This is a genomic window from Paenibacillus sp. FW104-T2 (genome assembly GCF_058789975.1).
The window spans coordinates 103,470-124,382 of record NZ_JBYTCE010000007.1 but is presented as its reverse complement, the minus strand read 5'-3'; the positions used below and the strand labels follow the sequence as shown (position 1 = coordinate 124,382).

The window sequence follows — 20,913 nt, the reverse complement described above, 5'->3', positions numbered from 1 at the left end:
CTCACATGAACATCTATTCATATCTGTGCGTATCGTTTACATTCCAAATCATAACGCAATGAAGCGTGGTTGAAAAGCATTATTTTTTACATTATCCGCACATAAGAGTTCGACTTTACATAATCATGCGGGATTTCGACATTATTCTCTCTTTTTTTGTTAATATATAGTTTACTAAACGTGTTAAATACGTATATTACATAGGACTTACATATGTATCCATTTCAGCCTGCTCATCAGACAGTAAAAAACCGCGAAGCTCTGCGGCCTCACGGTTTATATGTCCATCAAGATATATCCGATTATTCAGTGCTCCCAAAGAGCACTTCATTGGGTTGCTTTATTGTTCCCACACCTGATGCTCATGGTCCTTGCCTGTATATTCAATGCGTACGGGTGTAATATCCAAAATGACATAATTCGGATCGTTCGGTCCGTCAAACCATGCTTTCAGTTCATCATTCCACACTTCTTCGCGCAGGTTTTCATTTTTGGTTACTTCACAGGTTCCTTCGATCTCAACCACTTCTTTGGAGCCACCCGCCTCATAGCCGAGCAAAAGACTGACATTAGGGTTGTTCTCAAGCTCCTCCACCTTATGCGTGCGGCGGTTCGTCGCCAAGTGAATATTCATACCATCATTGAAAAGCGCCATATAGCGGGATTTCGGTTTACCATTCTCCACAGTTGAGAAGCTGCAAAAAGGGTTGTTTTCCAATGCCTTTACAATGTTTTGTTCTAGTTCCGTCTTATTCATGGGACATGCTCCTTCCGGTTTGGGGGTATATAAGCAGAACTTACGGTGATTACACGTAAACACTCCACTGACAGAACAACCTTCCGATCGCTGTTATCCCCAGATTTTTTTATTCCCTTTTCGCAAAGGAAAAATCCAGTGATAAAGGCGACCGCTTCGCTTCTTCAGGTTTCTTCTGTCCGTTCCGTTATCGTGTAATTCTATGTTCCACTTCTATTAAGTTTGTTGTGACATAAAAGCCTGTACTTATAGTGTACCCACCCCACCTATGGTGAATCCATGAATCCGTTCGTAAACGTGACAATATTGGAAAGGTTATTAGTTGATATCCCCAAGATAAATCCGTGATGGTTCACGCTTCAGCAGCAATTCACCAATCGTTTGGGGATACAAACGGACGGAAGGCAGATCTTCAAGCGCAATCCATTCCACCGCAACCTGATGGTCATCCGGGTTCGAGCCTTCAAATACTGTGGCATCCGCATCCTTCAGGCTGCATTCGAAATAAAATTCAACCTGGTGTATGTCAGCATCCCATTCGGCAAACTCATGATTCTTCCCGATGTATTCCCGGATATGAAGCAATTCGCCTACGTTCACGGCCTGTCCAATCTCTTCCAGGCATTCGCGGGCAACCGCAGCCTTCAATTCTTCGTCCTTCTCCTGGCCTCCACCCGGGAAAACATAAGCTGCACCATATTGATCCTCCAAACGGATGACGAGCAGCCTTCCATTCTGTACGATGACCGCCTTTGCGGAATTCCGTATCGGTTTCATTTGTTCATCGACTCCAATTCATTCATATGTATCTATCTCGGCGGGTTCCGGTACCGACCCATTCTCAAGCATGACCTGCAGCCGATAGAATTACCCCTTCAGCTTCAAGTACTCTGCGGATTTCTCTTACAAAAGAGAGGGCATGCTCCCCATCACCATGTATGCATATGGTCTCCGCTTTGAGGGGAACCGCTATGCCTTCCGTGGACACTACGATACCTTCATTCACCATGCGCAGCACTTGAGCCAGTGCTTGTTCTGGCTGCCCAATGACTGCTCCTGCATGACTGCGGGTCGTCAATTTACCATCCGCACCGTAAGTCCGATCTGCAAACACTTCACTTACGCTGCGCAGACCGGTACGATCCGCCGCCTCAATGAGCGCGCTACCCGCAAGTCCATACAGGTATAGTTCTGGCCTTACGTTGTAAACCGCCTGAGCAATAGCTTCAGCAAGCATCATATTCTCCGCAGCCATATTGTATAACGCGCCGTGCGGTTTCACATGATGCATGCATCCACCGGATGCTCTTACGAAGGCATCCAGTGCCCCAATCTGGTATATGACCATGTCGTAGGCTTCCTGCGGAGTTATATCCATGCTTCTCCTGCCAAAACCCTGCATATCCGGCAATCCCGGGTGTGCTCCAATTGCAATCTGATGCTCCATTGCCTTTTCCACCGTTGATCGCATCGTGGCCGGATCCCCTGCATGAAATCCGCACGCAATGTTGGCCGAAGTGATCAGCGGCAAAACCGTTTCATCCCACGGCATTCGGTATATACCATAACTTTCGCCCAGATCACAATTGATATCTACCGTCTTCATTGGCGATCCCCCGTTTCGGTCAATCTTCTGCGGATGAATGCAGCGCACAGCTGTAATCCCCGCTCCTGCTCCAGGAACAACTGCTGCGCTTCTTCATGTGTAATTGGCTGAAAAGCAACCCGTGTCCCGGGCCTTGCCTGAGCCAATACTGGTAAATCCACCCTGGCTGCCTGTGCAATCACAGGATAGCCTCCAATGGTCTGATGATCTGCCATCAGGATGATGGGCTGACCATCTGCTGGGACCTGAACTGTGCCATAGGTTACGGCTTCTGATAACCGGCTCATGGGTTGTTCAAGCTCCAGCCTTGAACCCTCCAATCGATATCCCATCCGATCCGACTGAGGAGCAATCACATATTGTTCATTATACATTCGTTCCAGGCTTTCCCTAGTAAACTTGGAGGTATCCGCACCCGCCATCACACGGATCACTGGATCCTTCTGATAGAAAGGCCATTCTCTGCTGGATAGGTGCCATATCGGCCCCTTCATTTGTGTTTTCTCCCGCTTCGCTTGTTCCAGCAATTGATGGAGCATGGCTCGTGCTTCGCAAGAAGCCTCCGCAGCAGATAAAATATCTCCTGCTCGCAAAGCTCTGCCTTCCAAGCCACCAATGCCAGTTTTCAGATCCGTACTTCGGCTCCCCATGACCTCATTTACCTCTATCCCACCAGCAATGGACAGATATGCTCTCAATCCGGATCGACATCGCCCAAATTTCAATACACTTCCGGCCATTAACGCGACCGGACGCCACAGGGGAACCGGCTGATCATCCACGGTTGCCGACAGATCTGCACCACATAGAGCGATGAGGCTATTTTCATGAAATCGAAGCTCAGGGCCCGTCATGGTTATTTCCATCACAGCTGCATTACGGCGATTATTCACCAGCATATTGGCTGTTCCTGCTGCAAATGTATCCATGACTCCACCCGGATGTACCCCATGCCGTCGATATCCGTACCTTCCCTCATCCTGAACTGTGGACAACAGGCCTGGGCGAATGACCTCCATTCTCATCCTTCGCCCTCCTTCCACTCCATGTATTCCTGCTCGGTTATCGCTTCAAACCGGACCCGATCCCCTGCCTGAAGCAGGCTCGGCAGATCATGTTCAGGACGAAACAGCTTCAGAGGTGTTCGTCCGATGCAGTGCCAACCACCAGGAGTGGCTACCGGGTATATTCCGGTTTGCTCGCCGCCGATTCCGACGGTCCCGGCTTCCACTTTCAGCCTCGGAGTTGCTCTTCGGGGTGTAGCAATCCGCTTGGGTAATCCGCCAAGGTAGGGGAATCCCGGTGCAAATCCAATCATATGGACCAGGTATTCCCCGGATGTATGAATCGCAACAACCTCATCTGGGGTCAGTTCGTTTTCACTCGCAACATACTCCAGATCAGGCCCGAATGGACCTCCGTAGCACACTGGAATCACAATGGTTCTGAATTGATTATGTACGGATTCTTCAAGCATCTCTAACCGGGACAATAACATCCTGCACACCTGTTGATATGGAGAAGATTCACTTGCTCCTTTCCCTGAAGCCAATCGAGTGGATTCTGCAACATCCATTGGATCATAAAACAGTGCAATCGACGCGAATGATGGAACCAACTCCACCATGCCCGGAAAGGAATTTTCCTCCAGCCAAGCACAGACCGAGATCACTCTGCGGTGAACTTCATCCGATATTGCATCTCCGCAACGAATCATCACTCCAGCCTCACCCAGTGGAGACAGCATCTCTTCTGTCCATACATACTTGATTTTGCTCACGCCATCTCCCCCTGTTGGTAAGTTAGGATTGATCATGTTCACTCTTTTTCCAATGCGTTTAAAACAAGCTCCCTAACTATCGGAAATGGATCCTGTTCTTCTTTTCGTATCACCAGATACAGAGTCTGCAAAAAGACACGTACATTCATGCTAATTCGGCTTATCTCAACATAGCTTCTTTCGCCGGTCTGATCTATGCATGCCTGTTCAAGTGCATCAATCCAAGCTGCAAGATCCGATCTATTAAGTAGCTTGCGTCTAACAATAGTCACTACTGCATGAGCAATACGCTGATCCTCATCATGGATGTATACTGCACTGAAATCCGTTATTTTCACAGCAAGCGAGTCCAACAGTTCTCTCAACGCCGTTTCATCCATATATGGGGATTGAGCAAGGTCTTCAACCGCATCGGATGCATGTGCAGGAGCATGAGCCCAACCTTTTTCATCGACGTATCCGCGGACATCCTTCTCTTCCTTCAGGTACGTGGTCAATCGGTGATGAATAGCCTCGATATCTGCCTTGATTAGAAAGTTCCGCTGACGATCCATGTTTAAGATGGGAGACAGCAGCAGGACGGAAAAGGCCCGGGTAAATACACTGTCCATCCCATTCTCTCCGATTCCATAGAAAAGATGCTGATCGTCCATTGCTTTATGGAGCAGCACACGGAGTTGTTCTTCTGAAAATATCCCCTGTCCGATCCAGGTTGCAAATGTAACATATATAAGTTCATCTCGAAGGACAGGGTCCGTACTTCCGATGTGCTGTAACATATGCAGCGCCAGTTCGTAAGGGTGCTCTACCTCGTCGGCCGCAAAATTCTTCGATTGTATAAGCTGTAATTGCTCTTTAAGTTCAGTTGTATTCATCTATAAGGAATCCTCTGCAGGATTTAAGTGGACACTGCAATTGTATAAGTCGCAAGCCCAGGATCCAGCTTTCTTTTCAAGCCGGGTAATCGAGGTATTGGACAACTTCGTACTGACATCAAGCGCAGGCACCAATCCTCGGAGGGTATTACGCAGAATGGCCCCATGACTGACCACAATCACTTTTCCATCAGGATGCTCTTTGCATATATCCTCGATTGCAGCACTGCCACGCATCGTCCCGGCTTCTGCAGCTTCCCGCCCCAGCTCAAGAGTGCTCCAGTCCGGGCCCCATTTGGCTATACGTTCCGCCTCCGTTGTTCCTTCCACCTGACCGCCGCCCATCTCACGCAGCCTTGGGTCCAGATGAATCTCATCCATACCCAACCTTTCACTGATAATTTTCGCCGTCTCATGTGCACGCCCCAGATCGCTGGCATAGATGGCATCCCACGACTCCGAGCTCAGCCTTTCCGCAAGCAAAACGGCCTGTTCTCTCCCTTCCTGATCCAGCGGATTGTCCGTCTGCCCCTGAGACCGCTTCTCCTTATTCCATGCTGTGCTTCCGTGACGTATTAATGCAAACTGTGTCATAGTGTCCCTCTCTTTGTTCAATAGTAGGCGTTAATCACGACTCCGATCATTTAATCCTTGTCTAGCTCATCCTCGGTAAATGTCTGCGTTATTTTGGTTTGGCAAACTTGCTGCCGTTGTATACTGCTGACCCATTTCTTGGTATGGAAAGGCTTGTCCATGGTGTTTCTTTTAGCATTTTGGCTGCGTAAACAATTTGTCCCACATGATACGGATAATGCGCCAATTGCCGTGTAATAGCCTCCATGACGGTATGACCTTCATTGCGAATGTATATGATCTGTGAGAGTTGTTCCGGTGCAAAAGAACGAATGGCACTCAGCAAGCAGTTCCAGCCTTCCTCCCACTTGCCCATCAGTTCTTCTCGTGTGGAGATGTCATTGACGAATTCGGCATCCCGCTCTCGCCAAGACTTTTCACCATCACTTGTGAGCACATCGGTCCAGCGGGATAACATATTGCCCCATAGATGCTTCACAATGACGGCAATGCTGTTGGTATCCTCATGCCATGCCTGAAATAATTGCTCGGTCTCCAGCTGCTCCATGGCCTTCTCTCCAAGCTGCTTATAATACAGAAATTGCTTCTCGGCTGTCTCCAGAAATGCCTGATTCATATTCATATCCACAATAGGCCAACACCTTTCTATATCCATAGTGAGTGCAAGGCTTGCTTTATTCGGGAAATACCAGTACGCCTTCTTCATTCGGCGGAAAAGGAATCACTTTCTTCACCGCATCCAGATTAAGTTCTCCATAAATATGAGGAAAAAGTTCATTTAACTCATACAGGTCTTCATATACGAGTTCTGGCTTCAATGCTTTTTCATCAATACCCAGCAGCAGCAGATCCGTACGCCCTGTGTAATATTGTGCAGCTACCCATGGAATCTGCTCTTTGGTTGAACAGTGAATGAATCCATCCGTTTCCAGACTATCCGGTGCGTATACGCTCTCCTTGGACACCTGTTCCCATACCGTTTGAGAAATAATGCTGTAGATCATTGCTCCGCCTCCTTATTATTTCTACTATGTATCCTGTGTATCATTGCAAGTATTATAGATCATCCCGTATACGGGAGTACAATTTTTGATCCGTGAACACGCCTTTGATCTTCAATTGCTTGCGAAGCAGGCCTTCATACGACATACCCAGTTTCTCCATGACACGTGCCGAACCGATGTTGCCAGCATTGCATCTGCCCTCCAGCCGGTTGCAGTCCAGTTCCTGAAAGCAGTAATGAACGATGGGCTGCATCGCTTCAGCAGCAAGCCCTTTATTCCACTCCTTGCTTGCAATGGCATATCCCAAAGAAGCACTCTGCATAAGTTCATTGAAATGAAAGATCCCCCCGCGGCCAATCAGGCGCCCCGTATCTTTGAGAACAAATCCCCATAGATACACCAATTTATTCTCATAATTTTCCAAGTCCCGTTGAATGTATTGAACGGAGTCATCCACCATCTCATGGCAGTTCCACAAACTCTGCTCGCTCACTCTTGGGTCGGAGGCAAATGCATAGTAATCCTCCGTGTCGTCTAATGTAAGACGTCTGAGCAGCAGCCGTTCTGTTTCAAATTCTGGCGACTCCGCGAATAACTTTTCAATGTTCATACAAACTCCTCCTATTGCTTAGGAAATAATGATCTATCACGAACGTGCACAGAATCCCTGCCGTATATCTGATGAGATCTATGACAAGAAAACCGTGTCCTAAAATCAGGGCACCCAACATGGTTGAACGCACCTCATTGAGCCATGGCATCTGAATCATTTGCGAGAATTCTATTACCCAGCTAAACACAAAGCTCAAAAGGAAAGCCCAAGCCTTACTTCGCCTGATCCAAACCATACGAAATCCGAAATAGATCATGCCTGCCCACAAGGCATCTCCAGCATGGTTATGTAAGAAAACAGGCAGCATATTCCCGTAACGACGGGATGCCAGCCCGGCTGCCATGGTAATGACTACCGCAATAAAATAAATTCGTCTTTCTCTGATCAACATCACCTTCTCCAATGCTTACGATCCATCGGGCCTAAACCGCAGTTGCCTTTTTATACAGCAATTCTCTGCCTAAAGTAAGTTCAATCTTTCAGATCCCCATTTGAACTTATAATTGTAGCTTTCATGCGGATCACATCCTCTCCGTTTTTGTTTCTGGATCCGCGCAGGTAAGCCTCTTATTGCGGTGACTTCGTATTTTTGTATCTAAAAAGGGACGTATATTCTACGCCCCTCTGCTGCCTGTCTCTATGATGTAAAAAGCTATGGTCACACGCTGGATTGAAATAAGCTTTATTTTACCGTTACCGGTATCGTCACTTTCTTGTTGTTCCACTTGGCGGTTATGCTCGTTTTGCCTTTACCTACAGCCACCACTTTGCCATTGGTTACGGTAGCTACGCCCGGTTTCGTACTGCTCCAAACTGCATTGTTGGTAACTACCGTTGTCTTGCCTGTATCATACTGCGCCATAACGGTTAGCGTTGTGCTTCCCTGCGGGGATAACACCAGCTTCTTCTGACCTGTAATCAACTTTTTCAGCAATGGAACAACCGTAACTTCTGTCTTTATTGTCTGATCCTGGTAGGTTCCTGTCAAGGTTGCATTTCCTTCGGTCAGCGTTTTGACCGTCCCATTTTTAACGGTTGCCACTGCATTATTCGACGAAGTCCAGGTCACCTGTTTCGACAGATTGATTGTTTTTCCGTTGGCATATGTACCAATGACCTTCAGTGCTTTGGATTTCTTGATGTTCAACTGCATTGCAGTAGGAGTAACTTCCACTTTGGTAATAATGTCTGTAATGGCGACAGGTACTTTAACTGTTTCCGAGCCGTATTTACCTTGCAACAGCACCCGGCCAGGGGTATTGCCCTTGATCTTGCCGTTTTCCACGACAGCTGCTGCATTCGAAACGCTCCACACGATCTCTGACGTTACGTCCTCTTCCTTGCCGCTCGCACGCACAATGCTGACTTTGGGAAGCGCACTTTCACTGCCTTTGACAAAACTATAGGATTTAGGCGAAGCCTTGATGCTTTTGATTTTCTCGGAAACCTGGACAACGAGCTGCGCCTTTGCCCCATCGACCTCAGCATGAATCGTTGCCTCACCCGCTGCTACTGCCTTTACTTTACCTTTCACAATGGTTGCAACTGCTGCATTACTCGTAGACCACGTAACCCCTGCAGTCACATCCTGCTTGCTATCAAACCCTTCAACTTCTGCCATCACCTTCAGCGCAGCCGTCTGTGACACACTTAACTTCTGCGGGCTGCTGTTGGTAATTTCAATGGAGGTCACGTCACCCGTAGCCGCCAGAATGTGCGATGGAGCCAAGATGGCACATACCATGATCAATGCAAGCATTCCTCGAAGTGTTCGTTTTACTCTTTTCATTGCTATCTTCCATCTCCCATAACCCAATATTTTACTTCTATTATATTATATCGGAGATTGAATGCATAATAATGAATTTTGCAGTGCTAGGATGGTCTAAAGAAGTGGGATTGGACAATTTTCCAATCAACCTTTCTACGAATTAAAGCTCTACGCCGTTACATTCAAGAAAATAAAAAACAGAACCCATAAAGGGCTCCGTTTCTGTCTTGCTGCCAACTTAACTTATAGTTCAGGCGGTTACTCTTCATCTGGAAGCGGCAATGTCAAATATTCAACACCACCCATATAGCGCTGCAGAGCTGCCGGAATGCGAATGCTTCCATCCTCCTGTTGGTGGTTCTCCAAAAGTGGAATGAGGATCCGCGGTGATGCCACGGCCGTATTGTTGAGCGTATGGCAGTACGCTAGCTGACCTTCGGCATCTCGACAGCGAATGTTCGAACGGCGCGCCTGAAAATCTTGCAGGTTTGACGACGAATGGGTTTCTCCATAAGCGCCCCGGCTCGGCATCCATGTCTCAATATCGTATTGTTTATACGTTTTCTGCGACATGTCTCCAATACACACCGCCACCACACGATAAGGCAGTTCCAGCAACTGCAGCAGCTCTTCAGCATGTCCGGTAATTTCCTGCAGCATACGCTCTGATTCCTCTGCATCCGGTGCACAGAGAATGACCTGTTCGACTTTGGCAAACTGATGCACTCTGTACAGTCCTCGCACATCACGGCCGCCTGACCCGACCTCACTGCGGAAACACGTCGATATACCAGCCAGCTTGATCGGCTTCTGTACATCCACAATCTCATCGGCATAATACGATACGAGGGGTACCTCCGAGGTTCCGACCAGCCACTTGTCCTCCCCTGCCAGCTCATAGACCTGATCACGTCCTGTTGGGAAAAATCCCGTGTTCACAAGTGCATCCTCCCTGACCATGAGAGGCACTTCCATAGGGGTGAACCCATGCCCCAGCAGCAAATCAAGTGCGAGCTGCTGTACCGCCCGGTGCAGCAGCAGCCCTGCCCCTTTTAGTACATAGCTTCGTGTCCCGCCAATCTTCACCCCGCGCGGAATATCAATCAGATCGTGGAGCTCCCCGAGTTCCACATGGTCCTTGGCTGTGTAAGCGAATGTTGGCGCTTCTCCTACACGTCGCAGCTCCACATTATCCTCGTCCGATGCTCCAAACGGCGTATCTGGTGATACGACATTAGGCACCAGCCATTGCAGCCGGGTCACTTCCTCCTGCACGTCCGCAAGCTTCGCTTCGACCTGTTCCAGCTTCTCATTCAGCTGTTTCACCTGAGTTCTTAATCCTTCGGCCTGTTCACGGTCCCCGGATTGCATCAATTTTCCGATATCCGCTGATAAGGTGTTCCGCATTCTGCGTCCTTCTTCTGTTTCCTGCAAAAGCGCTCTGCGCTCCTCATCCCGCTCCAGTAATGCACGAATGCTAATATTGATTTTCTTCCCGTCTGCCGCCGCCTGCACTTCATCTGCATGGGCCCGAATCCACTTCATGTCCAACATGGTCACCGTCTCCTTTGGCTAAAAAAATGCAAAGAGCGCCCTCATCCCTTGGGACGAGGAGCGCTCTGCTCGCGGTGCCACCCAACTTGCCGAATCAGGATACCCTGTTCCAGCCTCTTGGTCCGCGATAACGGGCGGTTCCGGTTAACTTGGGGATGGATTCGCTCCCCTGGCGATAACGCCTCCGAGTTGGATGCTCTTCAACGGCATGGTTCCGATCTGTAATTGTTGTGTCTCAGTATATACGAACCATAAACCACTTTGCAAGTCCTACCAAATCCTTACACATGCTGTTATGATAGACTTGTTTGTACTCGGACGTATGAGCCAAACTAAGCTGACCTTAAATTGTACATAGGTATAGAAGGAGTTCTCCATGAAAAAATTGTTATGGATCGGCTGTCTGTCCTATTTTCTTATCGGACTTGCACACGTGGTCCTCGGTTCCATTCTGCCTGTCGCACTAGAACATTATGGCAAAGATTACAGTCAGGGAGGAACACTGATCTTTGCCCAATTTGCCGGATTCCTGGGCGGTGTACTGTTATCCCCTCCGTTAAATCGTCGCTTTGGCAAACGCGGCGGCTTACTTATCGCAGCAGCTCTGCTATGCATTGCAGAGTTATCCTATATGCTGCTGCCTCCCTGGGGCCTCATGTTTGTCATTGCACCCGCAGCCGGTTTTGGATTCGGCATGATTGAAGCCGTAATCGGAACCATCATCATTGCGGCCATCAAAGAAAATACCGCAGTTGCGATGAGCAGGCTTGAAGTATTATTCGGCATCGGAGCCATGGTCATGCCGCTGATCGCCAGCGGTCTGATCTCGGCAGGGTACTGGCGCATGTCCTTCCTCGTCGTTGCCGTCTGTTCAGCACTGACATTCCTCTTCTGGGCCAGAATGTCATTCGGGGAGCTGGATCATGCACTCGGCAGGCGCCAGCCAGATGCCGCTGCTGGACACATCCATGCGGTGGAAGCTTCTGATGGTGTGTCTCCTTCAGACCGTGACACTACCAGTTCAATCTATCGAGGTCGTAATCTGGCCCTGATGATCTTATTCGTAGTATTTTTCTTTCTCTATGTCGGCACGGAGATGAGTCTTGCCAACTTCATGCCTGCCATTCTAATTGAAAAAATGAACATGAAGGAAGCTGGGGCAGCTCTTAGTGTTACCTGTTTCTGGATCGCGATGTCTATTGGGAGACTCTTCGCCGGATATATCGCTGAAAAGTTCCAGTATCGCGTGTACATTTTGTACAGCTGTCTGGCAGCTGTGCTGTTAATGGCCATTTTTCCGTTTACCAACCAGATCTGGTCTGCTTTTCTAATTATTCTCCTGCTTGGACTGGCGTTTTTAGGGGTTTTCTCCATTGCTCTCGTTTTTGCCAGCAAAATGCTGCCAGGAACAGAAGAGTCTACTCCCAGTATACTGATTGCGTCTGGCGGAGTCGGCGGCGCCATTCTGCCTCTGCTTACCGGTTGGAGTCTGGATCATCTGGACATCAATCAATCCACATGGATGCTTGCGCTATTCTCTGCAGGTCTGCTTGTAATCAGCTTGGTTGCTTATCAGTGGCAGAGCAGACAACATGCAGGTTCCGTTTGATTACCGTCTTGCGAATCGTATTAAATTCACCAGTTAAGCTATAATGTAAAGAGGTTCCGCAGCGCATGCTTCGGAGCCCTTTTTGCTTCAACAATCGCACTGTAGAGTGAAACTCGTGCTGTTCAATGGTCTACATCATGATTGCCCAGGAAATAGTTTGCGGCAGTTTATTTCATTTCTGGAGTAAAAAAAAATTAGCATTAATTTATGAATTACATTCAGCAGGTTTACTAAGCTTCATTGTTGATCAAGGGAGCTACCACTTCTTTCCCTTTAATAAATGTACGGAATACATAGCGAACAAGGGGCCCAATAATGAGAAGCTGCAGCGGAAGGGCCAGGCTAAAGTTACGAGCGATGGTGTGAAGATAGGTTTCGAGGAGCGGTTTACCCACCAACTGATTCGCAAAATAAGACGTGACCATACCATAAAAGGACATGATCAAAACCATGCCAACAACCATGCAGCAAGACATGGCCACTATACCGAGAAGCTTGTTGGACTTGTCAAACGGCAGTGAAAAAGCAACTTTCTGGGCTACCGGACCGACAACAAAGGATTCCACCAGGAAAGCAATAGCAAAACACAAAACAAACTGAAACAGTAATTCAAGTGGGGATAATCTACCGATTAATCCGTTGTAAATCAGGTTGAAGGACATCATCACGATGACCATTCCTGTACACATCATCAAGCCAAAATAAATATGTTCTTTCTTCGTGGTTGGCAACTCTCTCTCATCCTCTCTGTTTACTCTGCCAATTATAAAGATCGCGAATATCTCCACATAAGTGAACATTCTGTGAATTTAAATTAAATCACATTTGACAACTCGGAATTAGAAATCTATCATATCCCTTAATATGTAAGAAACAATTTTCTGAATTTGGGAGGTCTCATGATGGGTTTTCAAAAACGTATTGACCACATCGGCATTGCTGTACGTGATCTGGAGACAACACTGCGTTTCTATACGGAGATCGTAGGACTGGAATTGAAAGATCGCGTAACCCACACGAATGGTGTTATTCAGCTCGCTTTCCTTGGCTTCCATGGTAGCGATGAAACGGAGATTGAATTGATTCAGGGATACAGCGATAAACTGCCTTCGGAAGGAACGGTGCACCATTTTGCCATCCACGTGGAGGACCTAGATGCGGAATATAAGCGTATTCAGGAGACGAAGGCCGAGTTTATTGACGGAGAGATCATTACGCTGCCCAATGGCTATCGCTACTTCTTCATCTATGGACCGGAGAAAGAATGGATTGAGTTCTTCCAGCGTTAAGTCACGGACTACGTCCTTGTTCTTGCACCTATTCAATACATTCCCACAGGCAAATCACCCTTGACTATTCCATCCAGTTCCTGACTGGACACATTCCGGCCCCTGGCCTATAATTACACCTAGTAATGCCCGTAACTTCATAGTTTCCCAGGGGAGTCGGAATTGGCCGGCTGAGAGTGTATCCCATCAAGATACTAACCCTTAGACCTGATCTGGATCATGCCAGCGTAGGAATCGGAGTATATCGAATTGGCCCAGCCATGTGCTGCAGCCACCTCTCTAACGCCTGCACGCGTCCCGGATTACGGGGCGCTTTTTTTGATGGTATCTTTTTGACACAAAAAGTACGTCATCCGGATCATAGCTGGTATAAATCGAAGGATTTATGCACCATGCTTGGATATGAAGCCAAGGAGTACCCCGCGCCACTGGCCGGACCATATGAAGGAGAGAAAAACAAGATGAGATGGCGTAAAATGATCGGACTCCTGCTCTTGTGTGTGACACTGGTCACCGTCGCTGCATGCGGCAGCAAGGAAGCAGCACCTGCAGGACAAAACGGCAGCAGCACCACTGAAAACAGCAGCGAAGGTGACGGCGCAGCATTGAAGGATGTTAAAGTCGTGCTCGACTGGACACCCAATACGAATCACACCGGGCTGTATGCCGCCGTGGATCAAGGATTTTACCAGGCAGAAGGCTTGAATGTCGAGATTGTGCAGCCGGGAGCCGGCGGTGCAGATACGATGGTAGCCTCAAACGAAGTTCCTTTTGGGGTAAGTTATCAGGAGAGCGTAACACAGGCCCGTACACAGGACGTTCCGCTCGTCTCCATTGCAGCGGTCATTCAGCATAATACGTCAGGATTCGCCGCTCCGGTGGACCGAAACATTAAATCACCCAAGGATTTCGAAGGCAAATCCTATGGCGGCTGGGGATCACCCGTTGAAGAAGCAGTTATGCAATCCATTATGGAAGGCGAAGGCGCCGATGTGTCCAAAGTGAAGAATATCAATATGGGCGACGCCGACTTTTTTACCGCAGTGAAACGGGACATTGATTTTGCATGGATTTTCTATGCATGGACCGGCATTGAAGCCGAGCTGCGCGGTGAACCCCTCGACATGCTGTATGTGAAGGATTATTCCGATGCGCTGGACTATTACACGCCTGTACTCGTGACGAACGAGCAGACCATTCAGAATGACCCGGAGCTGGTGAAGGCGTTTATGAAGGCTACTTCCGAAGGGTATCAATATGCGATTGATCATCCCGAAGAAGCGGCAGACATTTTAATCAAGGCTGTACCTGATCTCGATAAGGACCTTGTGGTGGCAAGTCAGAAATGGCTGAGCCCGAAATACAAGGATGACGCTCCGCGCTGGGGTGAGCAAAAACAGGAAGTGTGGCAGAACTACACGGACTGGATGTTTAGCAAAAAACTGCTTGATGAGCAGATCGATGTATCCCAAGCCTATACGAACGATTTTTTACCCCAATAAAGTTGAATCGAAAGGAGCCGTGATCTCTCATGGCAAGTACACTGCTTAGCATTCAAGTGATTCCCAAAACGCCGAATGGCGAAAATTCGTATCCTTATGTAGATCGGGCCATCGAAGTGATTCAGCAATCCGGCTTGAAATATCAGGTCAATCCGCTCGACACCACAATGGAGGGTGAACTGGAGGAACTGCTGGAAGTTGTCCGTAAAATGCATGAGGTGCTCGTGGAGGCTGGCAGTCCAAGCATCATCTCCCAGATCAAAATCGCCCACAGCCCGAACGGCTTCAGCATGGATACCCTGACGGAGAAATATCGCTAATGCATACGTACTTCAAAAGTGTATGGCCGCCCATTGTGGCGGTTATTCTCTTTATAGCCATATGGCAGGGCGCCGTTTCCCTGTTTCATATTGAGAAATGGATGCTGCCTGCACCTTCGGACATCGCGCACGAAGCCGCTTCCCAAGCAGAACGCCTAGGCATGCATGCCTGGGCGACCATTCAACTTACATTAGTTGGCTTCGCCGCTGGCACGCTGGTTGGGCTGCTGATCGCGATGGTGCTGCATTTGATTCCATTTCTGAAATCTGCCCTGTATCCTTTACTTATTCTTAGTCAAAATATACCGACAATTGCGCTCGCTCCGCTCCTGCTGATCTGGTTCGGATTCGGACTGCTGCCCAAACTGATTACCATCATCCTGGTCTGCTTCTTCCCCGTTGCCGTCGCTGCCATGGACGGTCTGACACGTACGGATGCTGCCATGATGAATTACATGCGCATGGCAGGAGCAAGACGCGGCCCAATTTTCTGGAAACTGGAGCTCCCGCACGCACTGCCTTCCATCTTCTCCGGCATCAAGATTGCCGCGACTTACAGCGTCATGGGTGCCATTATTGCTGAATGGATCGGAGCCGACAAAGGGATCGGATATTACATGATGCTTCAGAAGTCCGCTTACCGGACAGATCGTCTATTCGTTGCGATTATGATTATTGTCGCGCTCAGCCTGCTGCTCTTCCTGTTCATTGCCCTGCTGGAGAAGCTGCTCGTTCGCTGGCGACCGCAGAAGCGCTGAATCGCAGCAGAAGCACTATACAAGGTTAGGAAGTGAATGTGAGATGACACTCAAATATAACGAACAGGCACCTCCTGCACCAGGCGGAAGCGCCGGAATTTCACCTCGAGAAGAATCACTCCGCACTGCTTCTACCGCTACCTCCGATTCGGGTAAGCAGAGCCTGCCTGCACTGGAAGTACAGGACGTCCATGCTTCCTTCCGGGAACGACGGAACAAGCTGTCAGTCCTGAACGGATTATCCCTGACCGTAGAGCAGGGCGAATTCGTAGCGATCGTTGGGCCTTCCGGATGCGGCAAGAGTACGTTGTTCCATATCATTGGCGGGTTGTTGAAACCCCAAACAGGCCAGGTTCTCATGAACGGACAGAATGTGACCGGGCAGCGGGGCAAAATCAGCTATATGCCGCAGCAGCCCGCTCTCTTTCCTTGGCGTACCATTGAAGACAACGTGCTGCTTGCCGGGGAAGTGTCAGCACATACGCCACCCAAGGCAGAAGCGCTTGCGGAAGCACGGAAGTGGCTTTCCAGCGTCGGTTTGGGCGGGTTTGAACAGGCATATCCGCACATGTTATCGGGCGGTATGCAGCAGCGGGTAGCCTTTTTACGTGCCCTGCTCAGTCCGCAGGAACTGATGCTGCTGGATGAGCCCTTCAGCGCCCTCGATGCGTTGACACGCAGTGACATGCAGCGATGGCTGCTCGATATATGGGAACAAAACCGCCGATCCGTACTGTTTATCACCCACAATATCGAAGAGGCACTGCTGCTTGCGGATCGAATCTATGTGTTATCCAACCGACCTGCGACCGTGCTGCATGAGGTACATGTCCCTTTTGATCGTCCAAGACGTGAAGAAATAACGGAAGAGAAGGCTTTCCTTGAACGCAAACGGCAGATTTCGGAGTGGATGAAAGAAGAACAGAAAAAAGCCCGGCTAACTCCATAGCACGGGTTTTTCGTTATATTTTTCCAAAACAGTGATCCGCATTCATCATATTCACGTATCAACCTTCAAAAGACAAAAGATGACTAGGAGGGGCTACTTCATGCATTCCCAAGCTTTTGCACCACTGATTGATGCACATATCCATTTTGACAAATATACTGTGGAGGAACAGCAGCATATGCTGCAATCTTTCCCGGATCAACAGGTTGAGGCTGTCATCGCCGTTTCCATGAATATCACCTCGGCACAGGATAATCTGGAGCTGGCGAGACAGAATCCCCGATTCATCTATCCGGCTTTTGGCTTCCATCCTGAACAGCCCCTGCCATCGGTGCAGGATCAGAATCTTTTCTTCGACTGGATTGAAAAGCATATCGAACAAGCGGTAGCCATCGGGGAAGTTGGACTGCCCTACTACAATCGCCAGGAAGCAGAACAGGCAGGATTTGCTTTTGATCAGAGTGGATATATTGAGCTGCTCGAACGCTTTATTCAACTCGCCAAGCGGCATAACAAACCCATCGTGCTTCATGCCGTTTACGAGGATGCCGATATCGTATGCGACTTGCTGGAACAATATCAAGTCAGACGCGCCCATTTCCACTGGTTCAAGGGTTCCCGTCAAACCGTGCGGCGAATGGCGGATAATGGGTACTTCATCTCTTTCACGCCAGACATTCAGTATGAAGAGGAGATTCGTGAGCTGGCAAGACAATATCCATCTGAACAGGTCATGGCAGAGACGGATGGGCCCTGGCCTTTCGAAGGGCCGTTTCACGGACAGATGACACATCCCGCCATGACGAGGCAGGTGATTCAGGCCTGGAGCGAGATTACGGGCATGGGAACCGAGCGGGCAGCACGTCTCTTTTACCAGAACTCGAAGCGGTTCTACCGTTTACCTTAATGTACAGCACAGATAGACGACAAAAGGGTCAGCTGGATTTCCCGGCTGACCCTTTTCGTTGACCTTAATTAACGTTTCATAAACCCTCTGCCTTCGAGATACGATTTCATCTGCAGACGTGCCGGCTCGGTAAGACGTTTGGCCATCAATTCGGACCACGGCGTCGTACGTTCACCATTCGTGCGGGCTCTCATATAGGCTGTAGTGGTTTCGTCATAACTTTCCACGCCTCGGAGCGTCTCTTCGGCATCATAGCGATTACGATGGAGAACAGCATTCAGCGGCAGACGCGGACGTATGCCGGTTTCCTGGTCGGCTATACCGACACACATGCCGAAGACAGGGTATACGCCTTCCGGCAGTCCCAGCAGTTCAGTCACTTCTTCAATCTTGTTACGCAGACCGCCGATATATACAATCCCGAAACCGAGCGACTCAGCAGCCAGAGCGGCATTCTGGGAGGCAAGAGCCACATCGATCGTTGCTACCATAAAATTCTCTGTGGAATCAGCATAAGACTCCTTCTCCGGGTGGTGGCGCTTCGCCGCATCACTCAGACGATACAGGTCTGCACACCACACGAGGAAAACAGGGCATTCTTCCACATAAGCCTGGTTGCCTGCGAGTGCAGCGAGCTTCGATTTTAATTCTGGTTCCGTCACCGCAACGATGCTATATGCCTGTACACTGCTTGAAGAGGAAGCCATCTGCCCGGCAGCCACGATTGTCGCAAGCTGCTCCTCGCTTACCGGATCCGGCTTGAATTTCCGCACTGAGCGGTGTTTCATCATCAATTCAATGGTTTCATTCATGTCTGGTTCACTCCCAATCCTCGTAGTACGAACTCAATCGTCTGTTCAGCCAGCTTATCTGTATCTATATCCTCATAGTTAAACGTAAACCGTGAGTTTTTGGCACGTTTGTGTGCCAGAGCCACACCCATGACCTGAAGCATTGCATAAGATACGGAATCAATCTGGAATACACCCTGGTCTTTACCTTCCTGCAGCAAATCATTCACTTTAGTCCAGACAGGGTCCAGGAACCGAAATACGGTGGCCGTGCGATGAGTGTTCAGTGTAATTTCAAGCTGTACAATGTCGCTCATTTCCCAGTCCGTCATCGTGAACTTCACGACTTCACCTACAATTTTGCTGATACCCTCCACAGGGGACATGGACTCTGCAGCCAAATCAGTCAGCATGTGATCAGGAAAGAAGTGCTCAAATATCGCTTCAAACACCTTTTCTTTGCCGCCAAAATGGTACGAGACCAGTGACACATTGGCACCCGCCTCATCACAGATTTGACGAACGCTTGTCCCGTCATACCCCTGCTGCGCAAAAAGTTTTTTGGCTGCGAGCAAAATCCTCGTTTTGATATCCAATTCCGGTTCCGTCATTCCGTTCGCTCCTCTTGTCCGTTCTTATCTTGCTCCAGCTTCCGGGGCTGCAGCCAGCTGTTTCATCTATTTATTATGAAAGTTTAACTTTCAAAGCGCAAGGCATGACCATATCATGTCAGAGCTCTAACTGGTCCTGATATACAGCAGGCACCCCGGTTGAGATCCACCGGGGTGCCTGCTCCAATACTATAGAGTCATTTACATCTGTAATATTAGCTGTTCACTTGAGCCGGGCTTGGTGCCCCTGCTGGCATGCGCCGTTTTTTGAGCAAGGTCACTACCAGGGAGAGGGCAACCGCGATGACCAGAACGATCGCAACAGATCCGGCTGCCGACTGAACGCCAGGTCCACCAAGTTGAACGCTCAGAATACCTTGAACTGCGTACGTTGCAGGCAAGTACTGTCCGATGCCGCTGTAGAAACCATTAAGCAGCTCACGGGGTACCATTGCACCGGAAGATACCAATTGCAGGGACAGTGAGATAATGTTGAACAGGCTTCCTGCAGGTCCGAAGCAGATCAGGAAGAACTGCGAGAAGAACATGAACGTGCAGAGGAACAGAGCCTGGAACAACCAGAACGCGATGAATCCTTGGGCAATCTGTCCTCCGAGCGCAACAATTAGCGATGAACCCAGAAGTGATACAACCAGAGCGGATGCGATGTTAATCACGATTCTCGCTCCAAACAGGGTCAAGCGGGAGTGAGTTGCTGACAGCATTCCCATAGCCGTTTGCAGATTCATACCCATGATCATGGCGCCGACATAAGAAGCCAGTACCATCATCATCGGTACCATCTGATTATTCATGCCGTTCACCGGATTAATCGAAGTTGTTGTGCCTTCAACCCGGGTAGCCAGATTGGCAGCAGCATCGGCCGCCTGATCCGCAGGTGCCCCTGCAGCTGTCAGTACGGTCTGCACGCCTTGCGCAGTCGCTTGCTTATTGATTGTATTCGTCACACTTTGAGAAACGCCCTGCATCATGCTTTTGATCGTCACCGGGTTAGCTTCGTTAATGGTGTACTTGATCTCAGCTGTGGAACCTGCAGTCTGAAGAAGCTCGTTAAAGCCAGCCGGAATATTCAGCACCATGTGAACTTGGTGGTGATTCAGCTGATCCAATGCCTCAGCGGAACTGAGATCCGATACCGTATGGAAAGGCAGCGTCTTAGTCAAACTATCCGCAATACCTTGGGACATCTCGCCATCTTCGTTCACAATGGCTACTGTCAATTCAGTCGTGCGGTCGTTCACGCCGGAGTATGCAGTCATCCAGATGACACTGAAGATCACTTGGAACATAAGTGCTGTTACGATCCCCACAATCACTGGCGGTTTTTTCAATAAAATGCGTAATGCCTGTAGCATAGAATAAGATCCTCCAATATAGATTAGTTCACATTTGATTTAAACGATCGTTTGAATCAAACAATTGTTTAAATTTTAATGGCATATGTCATTATTGTCAACTTATTTCTGAAATGTTCAGAAACATCATTCTCGTTTCATAAAGTCCATTTCCTTTTTTCATAAAAAGACAAGAAAAAGCACGGTTCACCGCAGCGAACCGCGCTCCATTTCAGGCTAGGCTGAAGGTAATAGCACGCCTATCCTG

The 20,913-nt window shown here is 48.8% G+C and carries 24 protein-coding genes and 1 riboswitch; of the genes, 7 read left to right on the top strand and 17 right to left on the bottom strand.

Going from position 1 to position 20,913, the window contains the following annotated elements; all coding sequences use genetic code 11:
- Positions 1-340 precede the first annotated feature (340 nt).
- From AC3WQ3_RS11215 to serS, 13 genes are all read right to left on the bottom strand, one after another.
- The gene (locus AC3WQ3_RS11215; protein WP_095291705.1) at positions 341-757 is read right to left on the bottom strand and encodes a pyridoxamine 5'-phosphate oxidase family protein; all 417 of its coding nucleotides are present in this window, start codon (positions 755-757) and stop codon (positions 341-343) included.
- Between the two features lie 318 nt (positions 758-1,075).
- The gene (locus tag AC3WQ3_RS11210) at positions 1,076-1,534 is read right to left on the bottom strand and encodes an NUDIX domain-containing protein (RefSeq protein WP_492472295.1); all 459 of its coding nucleotides are present in this window, start codon (positions 1,532-1,534) and stop codon (positions 1,076-1,078) included.
- Between the two features lie 64 nt (positions 1,535-1,598).
- Positions 1,599-2,363: a 5-oxoprolinase subunit PxpA gene (locus AC3WQ3_RS11205; protein ID WP_492472294.1), complete on the bottom strand. Its 765-nt coding sequence runs from the start codon at positions 2,361-2,363 to the stop codon at positions 1,599-1,601.
- Positions 2,360-3,388 carry a 5-oxoprolinase subunit C family protein gene (locus tag AC3WQ3_RS11200; protein WP_492472293.1) on the bottom strand — a complete coding sequence of 343 codons (1,029 nt, stop codon included), beginning with the start codon at positions 3,386-3,388 and terminating at the stop codon, positions 2,360-2,362. The genes AC3WQ3_RS11205 and AC3WQ3_RS11200 overlap by 4 nt, the downstream gene beginning before the upstream one ends.
- Complete coding sequence (gene pxpB, locus AC3WQ3_RS11195) at positions 3,385-4,110, bottom strand: 5-oxoprolinase subunit PxpB (protein WP_492472376.1); 726 nt, start codon at positions 4,108-4,110, stop codon at positions 3,385-3,387. The genes AC3WQ3_RS11200 and pxpB overlap by 4 nt, the downstream gene beginning before the upstream one ends.
- 71 nt (positions 4,111-4,181) lie before the next feature.
- A complete protein-coding gene (locus AC3WQ3_RS11190; RefSeq protein ID WP_492472292.1) occupies positions 4,182-5,018 on the bottom strand; it encodes a DUF2785 domain-containing protein in 837 nt (278 codons plus the stop codon).
- Positions 5,019-5,612: a histidine phosphatase family protein gene (locus AC3WQ3_RS11185; protein ID WP_492472291.1), complete on the bottom strand. Its 594-nt coding sequence runs from the start codon at positions 5,610-5,612 to the stop codon at positions 5,019-5,021.
- An 88-nt stretch (positions 5,613-5,700) separates the two neighbouring features.
- On the bottom strand, positions 5,701-6,234 hold the full coding sequence (locus AC3WQ3_RS11180) for a DUF1572 family protein (protein WP_492472375.1): 534 nt from the start codon (positions 6,232-6,234) through the stop codon (positions 5,701-5,703).
- A gap of 52 nt (positions 6,235-6,286) precedes the next feature.
- Positions 6,287-6,616, bottom strand: a complete 330-nt coding sequence (locus AC3WQ3_RS11175; protein ID WP_492472290.1) for a DUF952 domain-containing protein — start codon at positions 6,614-6,616, stop codon at positions 6,287-6,289.
- A 52-nt stretch (positions 6,617-6,668) separates the two neighbouring features.
- The gene (locus tag AC3WQ3_RS11170) at positions 6,669-7,226 is read right to left on the bottom strand and encodes a GNAT family N-acetyltransferase (RefSeq protein ID WP_492472289.1); all 558 of its coding nucleotides are present in this window, start codon (positions 7,224-7,226) and stop codon (positions 6,669-6,671) included.
- The gene (locus tag AC3WQ3_RS11165; RefSeq protein ID WP_492472374.1) at positions 7,216-7,536 is read right to left on the bottom strand and encodes a ribosomal maturation YjgA family protein; all 321 of its coding nucleotides are present in this window, start codon (positions 7,534-7,536) and stop codon (positions 7,216-7,218) included. Before AC3WQ3_RS11165 ends, AC3WQ3_RS11170 begins: the two co-directional genes overlap by 11 nt.
- Positions 7,537-7,911: 375 nt before the next feature.
- Entirely contained in the window at positions 7,912-9,018 is a 1,107-nt protein-coding gene (locus tag AC3WQ3_RS11160) for an Ig-like domain-containing protein (protein WP_492472288.1), read from the bottom strand.
- Between the two features lie 240 nt (positions 9,019-9,258).
- Positions 9,259-10,554 carry a serine--tRNA ligase gene (gene serS / locus AC3WQ3_RS11155; protein WP_492472287.1) on the bottom strand — a complete coding sequence of 432 codons (1,296 nt, stop codon included), beginning with the start codon at positions 10,552-10,554 and terminating at the stop codon, positions 9,259-9,261.
- Positions 10,555-10,930: 376 nt separating this feature from the next.
- Here serS and AC3WQ3_RS11150 point away from each other — a divergent pair, with 376 nt between their 5' ends.
- On the top strand, positions 10,931-12,163 hold the full coding sequence (locus AC3WQ3_RS11150; RefSeq protein WP_492472286.1) for an MFS transporter: 1,233 nt from the start codon (positions 10,931-10,933) through the stop codon (positions 12,161-12,163).
- 230 nt (positions 12,164-12,393) lie between these two features.
- Here the strand turns inward: AC3WQ3_RS11150 and AC3WQ3_RS11145 are convergent, their stop codons facing one another.
- Positions 12,394-12,894 (bottom strand): DUF2798 domain-containing protein, encoded by a 501-nt coding sequence (locus AC3WQ3_RS11145; protein ID WP_492472285.1) that lies wholly within the window; start codon positions 12,892-12,894, stop codon positions 12,394-12,396.
- A gap of 171 nt (positions 12,895-13,065) precedes the next feature.
- Here AC3WQ3_RS11145 and AC3WQ3_RS11140 point away from each other — a divergent pair, with 171 nt between their 5' ends.
- The 6 genes from AC3WQ3_RS11140 (at position 13,066) to AC3WQ3_RS11115 (ending at position 17,888) form a co-directional block, all read left to right on the top strand.
- On the top strand, positions 13,066-13,452 hold the full coding sequence (locus AC3WQ3_RS11140) for a VOC family protein (protein ID WP_336783890.1): 387 nt from the start codon (positions 13,066-13,068) through the stop codon (positions 13,450-13,452).
- A gap of 139 nt (positions 13,453-13,591) precedes the next feature.
- Positions 13,592-13,704, top strand: a riboswitch (TPP riboswitch).
- Between the two features lie 209 nt (positions 13,705-13,913).
- Positions 13,914-14,954: an ABC transporter substrate-binding protein gene (locus tag AC3WQ3_RS11135; protein ID WP_336783789.1), complete on the top strand. Its 1,041-nt coding sequence runs from the start codon at positions 13,914-13,916 to the stop codon at positions 14,952-14,954.
- A gap of 29 nt (positions 14,955-14,983) precedes the next feature.
- Positions 14,984-15,274 carry an MTH1187 family thiamine-binding protein gene (locus tag AC3WQ3_RS11130; protein WP_095291668.1) on the top strand — a complete coding sequence of 97 codons (291 nt, stop codon included), beginning with the start codon at positions 14,984-14,986 and terminating at the stop codon, positions 15,272-15,274.
- Positions 15,274-16,032, top strand: a complete 759-nt coding sequence (locus tag AC3WQ3_RS11125; RefSeq protein ID WP_183525705.1) for an ABC transporter permease — start codon at positions 15,274-15,276, stop codon at positions 16,030-16,032. The genes AC3WQ3_RS11130 and AC3WQ3_RS11125 overlap by 1 nt, the downstream gene beginning before the upstream one ends.
- 43 nt (positions 16,033-16,075) lie before the next feature.
- Positions 16,076-16,981: an ABC transporter ATP-binding protein gene (locus AC3WQ3_RS11120; RefSeq protein WP_492472284.1), complete on the top strand. Its 906-nt coding sequence runs from the start codon at positions 16,076-16,078 to the stop codon at positions 16,979-16,981.
- A gap of 100 nt (positions 16,982-17,081) precedes the next feature.
- The gene (locus tag AC3WQ3_RS11115; protein ID WP_492472283.1) at positions 17,082-17,888 is read left to right on the top strand and encodes a TatD family hydrolase; all 807 of its coding nucleotides are present in this window, start codon (positions 17,082-17,084) and stop codon (positions 17,886-17,888) included.
- A 68-nt stretch (positions 17,889-17,956) separates the two neighbouring features.
- Here the strand turns inward: AC3WQ3_RS11115 and nfsA are convergent, their stop codons facing one another.
- The 3 genes from nfsA to AC3WQ3_RS11100 form a co-directional block, all read right to left on the bottom strand.
- Complete coding sequence (gene nfsA, locus AC3WQ3_RS11110) at positions 17,957-18,700, bottom strand: oxygen-insensitive NADPH nitroreductase (RefSeq protein ID WP_492472282.1); 744 nt, start codon at positions 18,698-18,700, stop codon at positions 17,957-17,959.
- Positions 18,697-19,290, bottom strand: coding sequence for a TetR family transcriptional regulator (locus tag AC3WQ3_RS11105; protein WP_492472281.1), 594 nt, complete (start codon positions 19,288-19,290; stop codon positions 18,697-18,699). Before AC3WQ3_RS11105 ends, nfsA begins: the two co-directional genes overlap by 4 nt.
- Before the next feature lie 215 nt (positions 19,291-19,505).
- Entirely contained in the window at positions 19,506-20,666 is a 1,161-nt protein-coding gene (locus AC3WQ3_RS11100; protein ID WP_336783795.1) for a YhgE/Pip domain-containing protein, read from the bottom strand.
- Positions 20,667-20,913 lie beyond the last annotated feature (247 nt).